We start from the raw sequence: 15223 nt of genomic DNA, 5'->3' as shown, positions 1-15223 counted from the left end.
TCAGTCTTCCGACTTCGTCTCGCCGCGGATGATATCGGCGGCGGCGCGTTCGAGAATGGCCGCGATGCGCGCGCCTTCAGCCTTGCTCCATGGATATTTCGAGCGAAGTGCCGAGCGCAGAAGCTGACGTGCGAGGTGAACATCACCGGCATCCCGACCGAACGGGCCTTCACGACCTTCATCGTCGCCGGGTTCCTCGCCGCCAAAGACGCGCCGGACATGCGCCATCTTCTCGCCGATCGCGCTGAGCTTGGCGAGCGTCGCCTCGACCAGCGCCTGGTTTTCCTCGACGCGCTTCTGACCGCTTTCGGTGATGCGGTAAAGCTTCTTCGTGCCGGTCGCTTCGACTTCGGCAAGGCCCGTCTCTTCCAGATAGGTGAGGGCGGGGTAGATGACGCCGGGGCTCGGCACATAGAAGCCGCCGGAGCGTTCTTCCAGGGTCTTGATCAGTTCATAGCCATGGCGTGGCTGCTCGGAAAGCAGGGCGAGAATGATGAGCTGCAGATCAGCGGCATCGAATTTCCGGCCGGTGCGAAAACCGCCGCCGAACATGCCGCCCTTGAAGCCTCTCATAAAGTCTCTCCTGTGTCTCCCGTGTGAATCACGGCTTTCGCCATGTCGTAGGATATATGCCTCGATGCTGTCAAAGCTATCGCCGCACATGCGATCTCTAAAGCCTCTCATAATGTTTCTCCTTCGATGATGAGGGTTTATATCGTTCGTCATGTCGTAAGATATATATCGTAAGATAGAATTCTGCAAGAGGGCGCGGGATTTTTGCTGTGAAGGGGTTGCCGGATCTCTGAACGGCGACAGGTTGGCCTTCCTAAAATGGGAAACCGCGGCTGAACAATCGCATCACGATCATGGGATAAGCGATTACATCTATGTAAGAATAGCCAAGGCCGGTTGCCGCCTCTAGCGAAGTGCCTTAGGTTCGCCGCGAATAAACGTCATTGCGGTCGCTGACCCAATCAAGAAAGCTTGCCTCCCGTGTTTCACTCTTTCTTCCCCCAGCCAAAGCTGTTCTTCACCTCGATGGTGGTCTGGACGATCCTCTGCATAGCAGTCTGGTATGCGTCTCTTTCCGATTTGGGGACACATCTGGGTTTCGTCATGCCCCCGGAAGGGCAGGAGCCCTATGACCTCAGCTATTTCGTGTTGTGGGGAAATCTCTGGTTCTACGGGTTTTTCTTTTTATGCACCGCGATTTTCTGTGGGGCATGGCACATCAAAGCCTGGGATCATCCCTGGAAGCTCTGGTCGATCTGGGGCTCGGCGCTGATTATTCTGGTCACCTATTTCGGTGTCCAAGTGTCCGTCGTCGTCAATAACTTCCGCCGTCCGTTCGGGGACCTCTTGCAGGCTGCGCTTACGAAGCAGCCTGGGGTGACGGTGGAGAGTTTCTACACGTTGATGATAATCTTCGCACAGATCGCCTTCCTCAGCATGTTTGTTTCCATCCTGACGGACTTCTACACCAGCCATTATATCTTCCGCTGGCGTACGGCGATGAACAGCTTCTACATGTCGAAATGGGAAAAGCTGCGCCACATCGAAGGCGCTTCGCAGCGTGTGCAGGAAGATACGATGCGCTTTTCCAGCACCCTGGAAGGATTGGGCATCAGCCTGATCAACTCGGTGATGACGCTGATCGTCTTTCTGCCGATCTTGCTTGCGCTTTCGAGCTATGTCACCGAACTGCCGATCATCGGCAAGATTTCCCATTCGCTCTTCTGGTTGGCGCTCTTCTGGTCGGCTTTCGGCACGGTGTTGCTGGCGGTTGCCGGCATCAAGCTGCCCGGCCTGAATTTTAAGAACCAGCGTGTGGAAGCAGCTTACCGCAAGGAGCTCGTCTACGGCGAAGATAACGGCGAGCGTGCGCAGCCGGCGACCGTTGGAGAACTCTTTGCGAACGTCAGGCGGAACTATTACCGCATTTACTTCCACTACGTCTATTTCAACGTCGCCCGCTATTTCTATCTGCAGGCCGACTCGATGTTCGTATTGTTCATGCTGGTTCCGACCTTTGTCGCCGGCGCGATCACCTACGGCATATATCAGCAGATCGCGACCGCCTTTGGCCAGGTCAGCAACTCGTTCCAATATCTCGTCAATTCCTGGACGACGATCATCGAGCTTCTGTCGATCCACAAGCGCCTGAAGGCCTTCGAAGCGGCGATCGATGATGAGCCGCTACCGAAGATCGACCAGACCTATCTAGAGCGCGAGACCGGCATCGTGCATGTTGACGGCTGACGAAAGAAAAAGGCTCCGGAAACGGGGCCTTTTCAATGACGACTGTGGTGGGGAAGTGAGGGCGTCAGGCTGAAAGGATAATCGAGGAGCTTCCGTTTGCCGCGCCGCCGGCCCTTCGCTTCGGCTCAGGGCGTTCATCGCTGCAATCGACTCACAGAGTCGATTGCTCGGGCTTCGCCCAATCGCTCCTCACCCCTGCTGCAGCTTGCCGCGCGCCGCGATCAATGGGATTGCCTCGGAATAGCTGACGCAAGCGACTCCGTCCTTATGGCAGACGTCGCTGACGAAGCGGTCCAGCGCCCGCCAATAGGCGCCGTCGTTCATTTCCACAAAATGGAAGCCGAACTGCACCGGAATGCGGTCGCCTTCATATTGTTTGGCGAAGGCGGCTTCGAAAGCATCGAAAGTGCGGTCTTCGAAGGCCTTGGAATCCGCCTTGTCTTCGACGCCCTTGGAATGGTGGACATAGAGATTATAGTCCATGCCGATCACCAGATGGTGGTCGGAGCCTTCGGGGATCAGCGGCAGGCCGAAGCGGTAGATGCCGTCGACCACCTGCGGCAAAGACGGGCCCTTGGTCACCAGGCTGGCGTCGTACTGGAAACCCATGGCTTTTTCGGCCGGCACCAAGCCGTCGCTGGTCGAAAGATAGGGCGCGCGGAAGCCTTTGACGTCTTTCGTCGCAAATTCCTGCCAGCCCGGCGGCTCCTTATCCGCTTCGCCGACGTTCTTCCAGGCGTCGCGCAGCGCTATGCGCGCGTTCATAAATTCCTGCTGCCAGTCCGCCGATGTCCACTTCTTGCCATCGAAGTGGCCGCAGGCGTGGCTGGAAATATCATGGCCTTCGAGATGCGCGCCCCAGATATTGGCGATGCGCGTGCGCACGTCGTCGTCGCTCTTGGCGAAGCCGACGTTCGATTTGCCGGCTTTCTGTCCCGGCGCCTGATAAGCCTTGGCCTGATCGTGGTTCATCAGGAAGGTGCAGGAGAGGAAGTAGGTGAAATGCGCGCCGTTGCGCGATGCGATCTCGCGGCTCTTCGTCCACAGCGCATTGTCATGTGCGCCGTCGAAAGAGATCATCACCAATTGCTTCGGCTTTTCCTGGGCCTCGGCGATCGCGGGCAGGGCAAGGGAAAGGGCGAGGGAGGCGAAAGAGACAAAACGAAACATGGGCACCGCGAAAATTGTTGAAGTGGGCACGAGTTCATCCGCAATCCTTTTCACGCTTTTCACTGCGCAAACCTGCGGTTCGGAGGTCATGCCGGGCTTTCTCGTCTCCGTGGCGATCAAATGCGGCAAAGCTGCGGTCCCGCTGGCAATTTTTCGCCATAGTCGATACTGGTGTCTTCATAGGACCCGAACAGGATTTCACTCATGTCACTGCTGATCCTTGGCATTATTCTTTTCCTTGGCATTCATCTGATCCGCGTCGTGATACCCGGTTTCCGTCGCTCGATGATTTCGAGCATCGGCGAGGGCGGCTGGAAGATCGGCTATTCGATCGCCAGCATCGTCACGCTGATTCTGTTGATCTACGGCTTCGGGCAAGCGCGCGACTCGACCCCGATCTGGTCTCCGCCCTTCTGGATGAGCCATATCACTATTTTGCTAATGCTTTTTGCACTGATCTGTCTCGTCGCTTCGCTGCTGCCAGCCGGGTATATCGCCGTCAGGACGAAGCATCCGATGGTGCTGTCGGTGAAGATCTGGGCCTTTGCGCATCTGCTTTCCAATGGCGATGGCGCAGCCATGCTGTTGTTTGCCGCCTTCCTGGCTTGGGGCGTCATCATGCGGATCTCGCTGAAGCGGCGCGAACGTGCGGGCGAGATCTCGCTGCGGCCCTTCGTTTCGGCGAAATACGATCTTTATGCCGTTGTCATCGGTATCGTGGTCTGGGGATTGATCATTTGGAAGCTGCACGAGTGGATTATCGGGGTTTCGCCGCTCGTTATGTGATGATTTCTGCCATTCCCCCTTACAACGGCCGCAAAATGGAGTAGAAGGCCCCACTACCCATAAGCTCTTTGCAATATTTTGGCCTGGGCCGGAGACGAGAATGGCATTCAACGACGATAGCTTCATCCGCGAGGTGAACGAAGAACTGCGTTCGGACCAGTTGCGGTTCGTATGGCGCCGTTTTGGCCGGCTTATCATCGGTGGCGCCGTGCTTATCGTTCTCGGCACGGCCGCCTTTAGCGGCTATCGCTACTGGTCAGGACGCCAGGCCGGCAGCAGCGGTGATCAGTTCATCTCCGCGCTGACGCTGGCGGATCAGAACAAGACGGACGAAGCGCTGGCCGCGTTGGCGACCATCGAGAAGAGCGGCAGCGGTTCCTATCCGCTGCTGGCGCGCATGCGCGCCGCTACGCTGCAGGCGCAGAAGGGCGATACGGCGGCCGCGATTGCTGCCTTCTCGACCATCGGCAAGGAATCCGGCGTTCCGGCGGTGATCCGCGATGCGGCTCGCCTGCGTGCAGCCTATCTGCTTGTCGATACGGGCACGTATGATCAGGTTGCCGCCGAGGCCCAGGAGCTGGCCGTGCCGGCAAACGCTTTCCGGCATTCCGCACGTGACGTGTTGGGTCTTGCCGCCTACAAGGCCGGCGATTTCGCCAAGGCGCGTCAATGGTTCCAGGCGATCGTCGACGATCCCCAGAGCCCGCGCAATGTCGGCAACCGCGCCCAGATGCTGCTCGATCTCATCACCGCATCCGGCAAGGCACCGGTCGCTAAAGGCTGAAGGGTAAATCACTAAATGAGTTTCACGGTCGCGATCGTCGGTCGCCCGAATGTCGGCAAGTCCACTCTTTTCAACCGTTTGGTTGGCAAGAAGCTGGCGCTCGTCGATGACACGCCGGGTGTAACGCGCGACCGCCGTCCTGGCGATGCGCGCCTCGTCGATCTTCGTTTTCGCATTGTCGATACCGCTGGTCTCGAAGAAGCCGACGAAGAGACGCTGGAAGGCCGCATGCGTGCCCAGACGGAGGCTGCGATCGATGAAGCAGACCTGACGCTGTTCGTCGTCGACGCCAAGATGGGTTTGACCCATGTCGACAAGACGCTCGCAGAAATGCTGCGCAAGCGCGGACGTCCGGTGGTTCTCGTCGCCAACAAATCGGAAGCGCGAGGCTCTGACAGCGGCTTCTATGACGCTTTCACGCTCGGCCTTGGCGAGCCTTGCCCGATCTCTGCCGAACATGGCCAGGGTATGATGGATCTGCGCGACGCTATCGTCGAGGCGCTCGGCCATGAGCGTGCCTTTCCGCCGAGAGAGGATGAGGCGGAGACGAATGTCAGCATTCCGCGCCCTGCCATGGGTGAGGACGGTGAAGAGATCGACGAAGAGCCGGCCTATGACGACACGCGGCCGTTGCGTGTCGCCATCGTCGGCCGCCCGAATGCCGGCAAGTCGACGCTGATCAATCGTTTCCTCGGCGAGGACAGGCTGCTGACCGGTCCGGAAGCCGGCATTACCCGCGACTCGATCTCGGTCGATTGGAGCTGGCGCGGCCGTACCGTGAAAATGTTCGATACCGCCGGCATGCGCCGCAAGGCCAAGGTGATTGAAAAGCTCGAAAAGCTCTCCGTCGCCGATGCGCTGCGCGCCATTCGTTTCGCCGAGACCGTAGTCATCGTCTTCGACGCCACCATTCCCTTCGAGAAGCAGGATCTGCAGATCGTCGATCTCGTCGTCCGCGAGGGCCGGGCCGCCGTGCTTGCCTTCAACAAGTGGGACATGATCGAGGATCGCCAGGCAGTGCTTGCCGACCTGCGCGAAAAGACCGACCGGCTGCTGCCGCAGGCGCGCGGTATTCGCGCCGTTCCGATTTCCGGTCAGACGGGCGAGGGATTGGACCGGTTGATGCAAGCGGTCGTCGATACCGACAAGGTCTGGAACAAGCGCGTGTCCACCGCCAAGCTCAATCGCTGGCTGGAGACACAGCAGGTTCAGCATCCGCCACCGGCGGTTTCCGGCCGGCGTATCAAGCTGAAATACATGACCCAGGTGAAGGCGCGCCCGCCGGCCTTCATGATTTCCTGCACCCGCTCGGATGCGCTGCCGGAATCCTATGTGCGCTACCTGATCAACGGCCTGCGGGAAGATTTCGCCATGCCGGGCGTGCCGATCCGCATCCATTTCCGCTCGTCGGACAATCCTTACGAGACCAAAAAGAAGCGATGACGGCCTGAGGGATCAGGCCGCGTTCTTACTGAGCGCTTCGCGCAGCTTGATGATTTCCGCTTTCAACCGTGTCAGCTCGTTCGCCGTGGTATCCGATGCATCCAGGATACAAGCGGGGATGCCGGTGGCCTTCTTCTTCAAACCGACGCCTTCGCTGGTCAGGCTGATCAGCACCTGACGCTCATCTTCCTTGCTGCGGGTGCGCTGAATGAAGCCGGCGGCTTCCAGGCGCTTCAGCAGCGGCGTTAGCGTACTTGATTCCAGGAAAAGCTTTTCGCCGATACCGCCGACGGTCTGGCCATCCTCCTCCCACAACGTCACCATGACGAGATATTGCGGATAGGTGAGGTTCAACTCATCGAGCATGGGCTTGTATAGCCGGTTCATCGCATGGTTCGCCGAATAGAGGGCGAAGCATATGAAGGTGTCCAGTTTCAGTGGGTCGTCTGTCATTTCCAGCACTCCGTAAGCGACCTTACTTAAATCGTGCAATAAATAATCGTATACATAGAAGCGCATGGGAGCCATGCATTTCTTGGTATTGCAATGCAAAGCCCCATCTGAGAACCGCGGCTGGGTATTTAGCGCCAATACGCCAAGCCCGGCCCGTTCGCGGATGGCCAATAGCACCTGCGCCGCTCCCAGGTATGTGGCGGAACATCCAAGGAATTCAATTTTGACGTTTGCTGCTGGTCATATCGACTAGAACATGAAGGCAGAGCGTCGCTGTGCGTGCCAGTGAACGCGGTGGACCGGCCAACTGTTCCCGCATGCCATAGTGCGCAGACAATATCGCCGCTGCGCCGGCGAGAGCCGGTCGTGATGTGACGCTCGTTCTTTGTCGTCTACGGGATGGAAGAGAATATTGAACGCATGCGTGCTTCGCACGAAACGGCGGCCGTCGGCGGCCGGCGAATAGCCCGCACTTTAGTGGTTTTGCGTCAACATCCGGCCGCGATGATTGGCGAGGCGGACGTTGCCGATGAATTGCGTGGTGGCAGCTTCCCAGGAATAGTTGAGCGCCAGAGCACGAGCCGCCTCGCGGGAAGAGGAGAATGCGGCAAAGCAGGCTTTCGCCAGATCTTCGTCGACGACGCCGGCCGCATCATTGCCGCCAAGGATATCGGCAGGGCCGGTGACGGGATAAGCGGCGACGGGAACGCCGCTCGCCAGCGCCTCCAAGATGGTATTGCCGAATGTATCGGTCTTTGACGGGAAGACAAAAACGTCAGCTTGCGAATAGGCATGCGCCAGCGCTTCGCCGAACTTCGAGCCGAGGAAGAGCACTTTTGGATAAAGTTTCTGCAACTCGGCCCGCGCCGGTCCGTCGCCGACGACGACCTTCGAGCCAGGCAGGTCCAGATCGAGGAAGGCCGGCAGGTTCTTTTCGAGCGCCACCCGGCCGACGGTCATGAAGATAGGGCGGGGCAGGCCGAAGGGGTTGTCTTCCAGCGGCTGCGGGCGGAAAAGCGTCGAGTCGATGCCGCGGCTCCAGGGCAGCAGATTGTGAATGCCCTTCTGCTTGAGCTCATTGGCAAGGCTCGGTGTCGCCACCATGCAGCCGGAACCGGCATTGTGAAACCATTTGACGAAGGCGTAGAGCCAGCTTTGCGGGATCGGCAGCCTGGCCGCGACATATTCGGGAAAGCGAGTGTGATAGCTCGTCGAAAACGGCATGCCGTTTTTCAGGCACCAGCGCCGCGCCGTCAGCCCGAGCGGGCCTTCTGTCGCGATATGCACATAGGTCGGCCGGACTGCTTCGATCCTGGCGGCGACCTTGCGGTAACTTGCGATCGACAGGCGGATTTCCGGGTAGGTCGGGCAAGGGACGTTGCGAAAACCTTCCGGCGTGATCATGGCGACATCGACGCCGATGCGCGCCAGTTCGCGGTTGGTATTTTCGATGGAGCGGACGACGCCATTCACCTGCGGATGCCAGGCATCGCTGACGATGAGCAGGCGCTCCGGGTTTGCGACCGGGGTTGCCCCTTCAGCCCATGCTCTGTGATCGATGTCCGACAAGCGCTGCAACATATCCAAAAACGTTCCATCCGCACCGCACCCTCATGGTGTCGGTACAACCCAATCCGGTGCAGCAAAGATGATTCCCGCGCCTGTCCTATTGTGCGGGGTGTCCATGATGGAAATATTACAGCCTTAGCCGGCGGCTTGCAGCTTTTCCGGCGGCACCAAGGCACCGTGTTCCTGAATGACCCTTGCGGCGATTTCTGCGGCAAAATGGGCGGCGGCGACGGGGTCGTCATGTTCCAGATAATGGGCAAGGAACGCGCCATTGAAGCTGTCGCCGGCGCTGGTGGTGTCGATGACCTTCGCGACCTTGACGGCTGGAACGAGCGTTTCGCCGGCATCGGTTCCGACGGTCGCGCCATCGGCACCGTTCTTGACGACGACCATATTGGCGCCGTGCAGCCGGTAACGGCGGATGGTGCCGGCGATCGAATCGTCGCCGAAATGCGAGACCTCGTCGTCGAAGCTCGGCATAACCAGCGTCGAGGCACGGGCGCCTTCACCGATCATGGTGTGCATGGCATCGAAGCTCGACCAGAGGCGCGGGCGCAGGTTGGGGTCGAAGACCACCAGCTTGCCGACCGCCTTGGCGCGGCGGAGCTCGGCGAGCAATGTCTCGGCGTCTTCATGCGAGAGGATCGCCAAGGTAATGCCGGAAAAATAGAGGACGTTGGCCCCCTCGATCGCGGTGCGAAGCTGATCGCCATCGGCGGCAAGCTGGCGGGCGGCCGAACTGTCGCGCCAATAGCTGAAAGAGCGCTCGCCATCCTTCAGGTTAATCATGTAGAGGCCGGGCGTCTTGCCACGGAGGCGGCGAATGCTCGACGTGCCTATGTCATGCGCTTTCATGAAATGCAGCATTTCGTCCGACATCGCATCATCGCCGAGGGCGGTGAAATAATCGACGGACCAATCGGCCGGCAGGCAGGCGCGGGCGTACCAGGCCGTGTTGAAGGTGTCGCCGGCAAAGCCCTTGCGCAGATATCCGTCCTCGGCCTGCGACAGCTCCACCATGCATTCGCCGATCGATAGAAAATGCCCGCCCAAGACGTCCTCCTGCCTTTTCCTTCGCTGCTGCATACGCGGATGCGGCTGCTTGAGCAAGGTGGACGGCGGGCTGCGCCGTCCACCTTTTGAGCCTTATGGCCTGTCCATATGATAGCACGCCGCGGTCTGGCCGGGGCGAACTTGCTCAGTCGGCGGCATCTTGGTCCTGCAAATATCCGTCGCCTTCCAGCAGCGTGGCGAGAAGACGCAGCCGGCTGGTGGATTGAGCGGCGAGGGCGGGTCGCCCTGCAGGCGGATACGCTCGCGCCCGCGCGCCCGCTTCGGGTCGGGGATGGGTGCGGCGGAGAACAAGGCCTGTGTATAGGGATGGGCCGGATGGTCGAAGACGGTGGCCGCGTCGCCCGCTTCCACCACCTTACCAAGGTAAAGCACCAGCACGTCGTCCGAGATCAGCCGTACGACGGAGAGGTCATGGCTGATGAAGATCAGCGTCAGGCCGAACTCCTTGCGCAGCTTGCGCAACAGCGTGATCACCTGACCCTGGATCGATACGTCGAGGGCCGAGACCGGTTCATCGCAGACGATCAGCTTCGGCCGCGTCACGACTGCGCGGGCAATGCCGATGCGCTGCGCTTGGCCGCCGGAGAACTCATGCGGGTAGCGATTGATCATCTCCGGCACGAGCCCGACCGCCGCCATGATCTCGCGGACGCGCTCCTGCCGCTGCGCCTTCGTCAGCTTCGGCTCGAATACGGTCAGCGGCTCGGCGATGATGTCGCCGACCGTCATGCGCGGGTCGAGGGAGGCGATCGGATCCTGGAAGATGATTTGCATGTCGCGGCGGGCGGCACGCATTTCCTCTTCGGAAAGATCCAGCAGGTTGCCGCCCTGCCACATGATGCGGCCCTTCTGCGCCTTGATCAGCCGCAGGATGGAACGGCCGAGTGTCGACTTGCCGCACCCGGATTCGCCGACGATGCCAAGCGTGCGCCCGGTCTTCAGCTCGAAGCTGACATCATTGACCGCCGTCAGGATCAGCGGCGGTTTGAAGAGGGATTTCGATGGCAGCTCGAATTCGGTGGTCAGGTGCTCGACCTTCAGAAGCGTGTGTTCAGCCATGGATGAGGCTCCGTTCCCGCTGGGCGGAGAGGGGATGGAAGCAGGCGGCGCAGCGTTGCGGCGCAAGCCGGTCGAGCGGCGGCGGTGCGTCCAGGCAGTCGTCCTGCACATGGGCGCAGCGCGGCGAGAAAGAGCAGCCGCGCGGCAGATGCATCAGGTTCGGCGGCCGTCCGGGTATGACGGCGAGATCGTCAACATCCTGATCCGGCCGCGGGATGGAGGCGTGCAGCGCCGCGGTATAGGGATGGGCCGGATTTTCGAACAGCTCTTCGACGGGTGCCTCCTCGACAATGCGGCCGGCATACATGACGGCGACGCGATCGGCGAGACCGGCAACGACGCCGAGGTCATGGGTGATCATGACGAGCGCCGTGTTCATTTCCGCCGTCAGCTCGTTGAAGAGATCGAGGATCTGCGCCTGGATGGTGACGTCGAGCGCCGTCGTCGGCTCGTCGGCGATCAGGAGCTTCGGCTTGGTGAGCAGCGCCATGGCGATGACGATGCGCTGGCGCATGCCGCCCGAGAGTTCGTGCGGATAGAGATTGAAGCGTCGCGTCGGGTCAGGGATGCCGACGCGCTTCAGCATGTCGAGTGCTGCGGCAGACGCCGCGCGCGCCGAAAGCCCGCCATGGACTTCGAGCTGCTCGGTCAACTGCCGCGAAATGCGCAATGACGGATTAAGCGCCGTCATGGGGTCCTGGAAGACCATGGCCATGTCCTTGCCGCGCACATGGTCGAGTTCGCGCGGCTTCAGCGTCAGGAGGTCCTTGCCGTCCAAAAGCGCTTGGCCGCTGGTGCGGCCGTTCTTGGCGAGCAGGCCCATCAGGCCGAGGAAGGTCTGGCTCTTGCCGGAACCGGATTCGCCGACGATGGCGACGCGCTCGCCACGGCCGATCGTCAGGTTCATCTTCGAGACGGCGGCCACTTCGCCTTCCGGTGTACGGAAGGTGATGGAGTAGTCTTTGAGTTCGAGAAGCGTATCTGTCATGTCAGCGATCCTTCGGATCGAAAGCGTCGCGTAGGCCATCGCCGATGAAGAGCAGGCTCATCAGCAGGGCGACAAGAAAGCCGGCGGGGAAGAACAATAGCCAGGGCGTGGTCTCCATGCCGGCGGAGCCCTCGGCGATCAGCGTGCCGAGCGAGGTCAGCGGTTCCTGCACGCCGAAGCCCAGATAGGACAGGAAGCTCTCCGTGGCGATGATCTCGGGAATGGTGAGCGTCGCGTAGATGACGACCGGCCCGACGAGGTTCGGAACGATGTGCTTGAGGATGATCTTGAACGATCGCTGGCCGGAGGCCCGCGCCGCTTCGATGAATTCCCGCTGCTTGATGGAGAGCGTCTGACCACGCACGATGCGAGCCATAGTGAGCCATTCGAGCGCCCCGATCGCGGCAAACAGCAGATAGACGTTGCGGCCGAAGATCACCATCAGCAGGATGACGAAGAGGACGTAGGGGAGGGCGTACATGATGTCGACGAAGCGCATCATGATCGCATCGACACGACCGCCGAAATAGCCGGCGACGGCGCCATAAAGCACGCCGATAACGACAGAGACGAGGGTTGCCACCAGGGCGACGGTCAGCGAGACGCGCGTGCCGTAGAGCGTGCGGGCAAGCAGGTCGCGGCCGTTGCCGTCGGTGCCGAAATAGTGGCCGGCGGCGAAGTCCGGAGGGCCGCGGAAGGAGGTCCAATCCGGATCTTCATAGTTGAAGGGCAGGAAATACGGGCCGAATATGGCAACCAGAACCAGCACTGCCAGCACGATCAGCGACAGCGCGGCAGCCTTGTTGCGGAGCAGGCGACGCATCGCATCGCCGGTGAGGGAGCGCCCCTTGGGTGCAAGCCCCTCTGCCGAAAGCAATTCCGCTTCCAGCAATTCTCTCTTGGCGGAATTGAGGATCATCGCATTCTCACTTTCGGGTCGAGCCAGGCATAGGCGATATCGACCAGCAGATTGAGGACCACGATCAGGACCATGTAGAAAATGACCGTGCCAAGAACCATGCCGTAGTCGCGGTTCAGCGCCGCGCCGACGAAGTAGCGGCCGACGCCGGGAAGGCCGAAAATGCTTTCGACCACCAGCGAGCCGGTAAGCAGATAGCTTGCTGCGGGTCCGAGATAGGACACGACGGGCATCAAGGCGGGCTTTAAGGCGTGCCGCATAACGGTGAGCCGTGGTCCTATGCCCTTAGCCTTGGCGGTACGGATAAAGTTCTGGCTCATCACCTCGATCATCGAGCCGCGCATTAGGCGCGAAATGCGTGCCGCATGCGGCAATGTCAGAACGATGACCGGAAGGATCAGGAACCTGATCGAGCCATTGCCCCAACCGCCGACCGGCAGCCAGCCAAGCGTATTGCCGAAGACGAGCTGCAGGATCGGGGCGATGAGGAAGCTTGGCATCACAAGGCCGATGAGCAGTCCTCCGCCTAGCCAGTAGTCGGCGCTCCGGTTCTGATAGAGCGCCCCAAGACAGCCGACAACCACGCCGATGATCGTTGCAAGAACGAAGGCGGCGCCGCCGATTGTCAGCGTATAGGGAAAGCCGGACATGATCTGCTGGGTGACGGTGAAGTCCTGGTTGGCGAAAGAGGGGCCTAGATCGCCCTTCATGACGTCGCCGACATAGATCAGATATTGCTCAACTAGAGGCTTGTCGAGGTTGTAGTGAGCCGCGAGGTTGGCTTTGACTTCCGGCGGCAATGGCCTTTCGCCATCGAAGGGGCCGCCGGGAGCGAGGCGCAGAATGAAAAAACACACTGTCACGGCAATCCACAGGACGGGGATTGTCGACAGCAAACGACGGAGAGCGTAGCCAAACATGGTCTTAGACGGCCCCTTCCCGGTTTATCCGGGAAGGGGCCTGTTCCCAATTATTCTTTGATCGACAGCCAGCGAGTGCGATGGATGTCCTGGATATTATCGACGAAGCCCTGGACCTTCGGGGCGACGATGTTTTGGGAGACGTAGTAGTAGATCGGGATGGCAGCGCTATCGTCGAGCGCGAGCTGCTCGGCCTTCTTGTAGATTTCGGCGCGCTTCTGTAGGTCGGTCTGTTCGTTGCCCCGCTTGATCAGCGCATCGTAATCCGGATTGCTCCAGCGGCCATAGTTCATTTCGACACCGGTTGAGAGCAGGTTCAGGAAGTTGATGGGATCGTTGTAGTCGGCGAGCCAGCCGGCGCGGCCGATTTCCACCTGACCGCGCTGCATTTCATCATAATGCACCTTGGTTTCGGTGTTGTAGAGCTCGATATCGACGCCGAGCGGCTTCCACATGGCGGCGATCGCAACGGCGATGCGCTTGTGGTTATCATTGGTGTTGTAGCGAAGCTGCGCTTTCAGCGGATGGTCAGGGCCGAAGCCGGCGTCCTTGAGCAGCTTCTTGGCCTCTTCGACCTTCTGCTTGTAAGGCTCATCCTTCCAGCTCACATAGGCCGGCTCGCCGTAATTGGCCGTGCCCGGCGGTACCCAGGAATACATCGGCAGCTCGCCGGTGCCGAGAATCTTCGGGCCGATGACTTCGCGGTTGACGGCCATGGAGAGGGCCTGGCGGACGCGCTTGTCGTTGAAAGGCGGCTTGGTGGCGTTCAGCACGTAATAGTAGGTGCCGAGGAACGGAACCACATGCGCCTGGCCAGGAAGGTTCTTCTGGATCCAATCAAACTGGTCGGCGGGGAAAGAGGTGAGGATATCGAATTCGCCGGCGCGATAGCGCTTCAGGGCAGCGGCCTGATCTTCCAGCGTGTAATAGTTGACGTTGTCGATCTTGATGTCCTTGGCGTCGTAATACTGGTCACTCTTGACCATGCTGACATGCGAACCGGGCACCCATTCGGTGGGCTTGTAGGGGCCGTTGGTGACGATGTTGCCGATCTTGACCCATTCGTCGCCCTTGGATTCCACGACATGCTTCGGCAGCGGATAGGCCGTGTAGTGCATCAACGCGTTGAGGAAGTAAGGCGTCGGATTTTCAAGAGTGATTTCCAGTGTCTTGTCATCGATTGCCTTGACGCCGAGCTGGCTGAGATCCTTGATTTCACCCTTGTTGATCTTTTCCGCATTCAGGATCGTATATTGCAGGTAGGCATATTGGGCGGCGGTTTTCGGGTCCATCAGGCGCTGGAAGGCAAAGACGAAGTCCTGAGCCGTTACCGGCTGGCCATCGGACCATTTGATGCCGTCACGCAGCTTGAAGGTATAGACCTTCTGATCGGGGGAAATGGTCCAGCTTGCTGCCTGGCCGGGGATCGGGTTGTCCTTAGGATCTTCCGTCACCAGGCCTTCGAAAATATCGCCATCGATACGGTTTTCCCAGTCGCCGGAAATTTTTTGCGGGTCGAGCGACGTCGGGTCGCCGCCGTTGTGGATATTTAGCGTCGCCGCATGTGCAGAGACGCTTAATAACGTGCCGACGAACGCCGACACGATGAACTTCTTGCTGAAATGAGTCATATCTTTCCCCACCTTTCTGGAGCTATGGGCCTTGTTTTTAAGGCTATTTTTATCCCGCAGGTGACCTGTACGTGCAGGTCAATGTCGCAAGTTATCCGATGCAACGTCGCTTTCAAGTCCTAAAGCGAGCGGCGGCTTGAGGCTGTGAATATCTACACTGGCAATTTT

At 59.7% G+C, this 15223-nt stretch carries 14 protein-coding genes; 4 read left to right on the top strand and 10 right to left on the bottom strand.

The features are described 5' to 3' along the window. Positions 1-573 (bottom strand): PadR family transcriptional regulator, encoded by a 573-nt coding sequence (locus tag QA648_RS10545; protein ID WP_104823816.1) that lies wholly within the window; start codon positions 571-573, stop codon positions 1-3. A gap of 420 nt (positions 574-993) precedes the next feature. Here QA648_RS10545 and sbmA point away from each other — a divergent pair, with 420 nt between their 5' ends. After that, complete coding sequence (gene sbmA, locus QA648_RS10540; RefSeq protein WP_283046751.1) at positions 994-2259, top strand: peptide antibiotic transporter SbmA; 1266 nt, start codon at positions 994-996, stop codon at positions 2257-2259. 189 nt (positions 2260-2448) lie between these two features. Here the strand turns inward: sbmA and QA648_RS10535 are convergent, their stop codons facing one another. Next, positions 2449-3429, bottom strand: a complete 981-nt coding sequence (locus tag QA648_RS10535; RefSeq protein WP_283046749.1) for a polysaccharide deacetylase — start codon at positions 3427-3429, stop codon at positions 2449-2451. Positions 3430-3633: 204 nt separating this feature from the next. Here QA648_RS10535 and QA648_RS10530 point away from each other — a divergent pair, with 204 nt between their 5' ends. The 3 genes from QA648_RS10530 (at position 3634) to der (ending at position 6442) form a co-directional block, all read left to right on the top strand. Then, positions 3634-4215 carry an NnrU family protein gene (locus QA648_RS10530; protein WP_104823814.1) on the top strand — a complete coding sequence of 194 codons (582 nt, stop codon included), beginning with the start codon at positions 3634-3636 and terminating at the stop codon, positions 4213-4215. 100 nt (positions 4216-4315) lie between these two features. Next, entirely contained in the window at positions 4316-4999 is a 684-nt protein-coding gene (locus tag QA648_RS10525) for a tetratricopeptide repeat protein (protein ID WP_283046747.1), read from the top strand. Between the two features lie 15 nt (positions 5000-5014). Continuing rightward, a complete protein-coding gene (gene der / locus QA648_RS10520; protein WP_104823812.1) occupies positions 5015-6442 on the top strand; it encodes a ribosome biogenesis GTPase Der in 1428 nt (475 codons plus the stop codon). A 12-nt stretch (positions 6443-6454) separates the two neighbouring features. On the opposite strand, the gene QA648_RS10515 is transcribed toward der, so the two are convergent. The 8 genes from QA648_RS10515 to QA648_RS10480 form a co-directional block, all read right to left on the bottom strand. Then, positions 6455-6895, bottom strand: a complete 441-nt coding sequence (locus QA648_RS10515; protein WP_104823811.1) for a MarR family transcriptional regulator — start codon at positions 6893-6895, stop codon at positions 6455-6457. A 474-nt stretch (positions 6896-7369) separates the two neighbouring features. After that, complete coding sequence (locus QA648_RS10510; protein WP_104823810.1) at positions 7370-8476, bottom strand: glycosyltransferase family 1 protein; 1107 nt, start codon at positions 8474-8476, stop codon at positions 7370-7372. Between the two features lie 123 nt (positions 8477-8599). Further along, positions 8600-9517, bottom strand: coding sequence for a sugar kinase (locus QA648_RS10505; protein ID WP_104823809.1), 918 nt, complete (start codon positions 9515-9517; stop codon positions 8600-8602). A 93-nt stretch (positions 9518-9610) separates the two neighbouring features. Continuing rightward, a complete protein-coding gene (locus tag QA648_RS10500; protein WP_283046743.1) occupies positions 9611-10597 on the bottom strand; it encodes an oligopeptide/dipeptide ABC transporter ATP-binding protein in 987 nt (328 codons plus the stop codon). Beyond that, positions 10590-11585 carry an ABC transporter ATP-binding protein gene (locus QA648_RS10495; protein WP_283046741.1) on the bottom strand — a complete coding sequence of 332 codons (996 nt, stop codon included), beginning with the start codon at positions 11583-11585 and terminating at the stop codon, positions 10590-10592. The genes QA648_RS10500 and QA648_RS10495 overlap by 8 nt, the downstream gene beginning before the upstream one ends. 1 nt (position 11586) lies before the next feature. Then, the gene (locus QA648_RS10490) at positions 11587-12504 is read right to left on the bottom strand and encodes an ABC transporter permease subunit (RefSeq protein ID WP_104823806.1); all 918 of its coding nucleotides are present in this window, start codon (positions 12502-12504) and stop codon (positions 11587-11589) included. After that, complete coding sequence (locus tag QA648_RS10485) at positions 12501-13424, bottom strand: ABC transporter permease subunit (protein ID WP_104823805.1); 924 nt, start codon at positions 13422-13424, stop codon at positions 12501-12503. Before QA648_RS10485 ends, QA648_RS10490 begins: the two co-directional genes overlap by 4 nt. 50 nt (positions 13425-13474) lie before the next feature. Then, positions 13475-15055 (bottom strand): peptide ABC transporter substrate-binding protein, encoded by a 1581-nt coding sequence (locus QA648_RS10480; RefSeq protein WP_283046738.1) that lies wholly within the window; start codon positions 15053-15055, stop codon positions 13475-13477. Positions 15056-15223: the final 168 nt, after the last annotated feature.

The sequence above is a fragment of the Rhizobium sp. CB3171 genome (genome assembly GCF_029714265.1).
Taxonomy (GTDB): domain Bacteria; phylum Pseudomonadota; class Alphaproteobacteria; order Rhizobiales; family Rhizobiaceae; genus Rhizobium.
The sequence above is the reverse complement of the archived record's forward strand: the minus strand, read 5'-3'. Positions and strand labels throughout refer to the sequence as shown.

Excerpts from the sequence above, each read along its gene's own strand:
- QA648_RS10545 (WP_104823816.1), bottom strand. The coding sequence starts at position 573 with ATGAGAGGCTTCAAGGGCGGCATGTTCGGCGGCGGTTTTCGCACCGGC.
- QA648_RS10510 (WP_104823810.1), bottom strand. The coding sequence starts at position 8,476 with ATGTTGCAGCGCTTGTCGGACATCGATCACAGAGCATGGGCTGAAGGG.
- QA648_RS10485 (WP_104823805.1), bottom strand. The coding sequence starts at position 13,424 with ATGTTTGGCTACGCTCTCCGTCGTTTGCTGTCGACAATCCCCGTCCTG.
- QA648_RS10535 (WP_283046749.1), bottom strand. The coding sequence starts at position 3,429 with ATGTTTCGTTTTGTCTCTTTCGCCTCCCTCGCCCTTTCCCTTGCCCTG.
- der (WP_104823812.1), top strand. The coding sequence starts at position 5,015 with ATGAGTTTCACGGTCGCGATCGTCGGTCGCCCGAATGTCGGCAAGTCC.
- QA648_RS10480 (WP_283046738.1), bottom strand. The coding sequence starts at position 15,055 with ATGACTCATTTCAGCAAGAAGTTCATCGTGTCGGCGTTCGTCGGCACG.
- QA648_RS10495 (WP_283046741.1), bottom strand. The coding sequence starts at position 11,585 with ATGACAGATACGCTTCTCGAACTCAAAGACTACTCCATCACCTTCCGT.
- QA648_RS10490 (WP_104823806.1), bottom strand. The coding sequence starts at position 12,504 with ATGATCCTCAATTCCGCCAAGAGAGAATTGCTGGAAGCGGAATTGCTT.
- QA648_RS10525 (WP_283046747.1), top strand. The coding sequence starts at position 4,316 with ATGGCATTCAACGACGATAGCTTCATCCGCGAGGTGAACGAAGAACTG.
- QA648_RS10530 (WP_104823814.1), top strand. The coding sequence starts at position 3,634 with ATGTCACTGCTGATCCTTGGCATTATTCTTTTCCTTGGCATTCATCTG.
- QA648_RS10515 (WP_104823811.1), bottom strand. The coding sequence starts at position 6,895 with ATGACAGACGACCCACTGAAACTGGACACCTTCATATGCTTCGCCCTC.
- QA648_RS10500 (WP_283046743.1), bottom strand. The coding sequence starts at position 10,597 with ATGGCTGAACACACGCTTCTGAAGGTCGAGCACCTGACCACCGAATTC.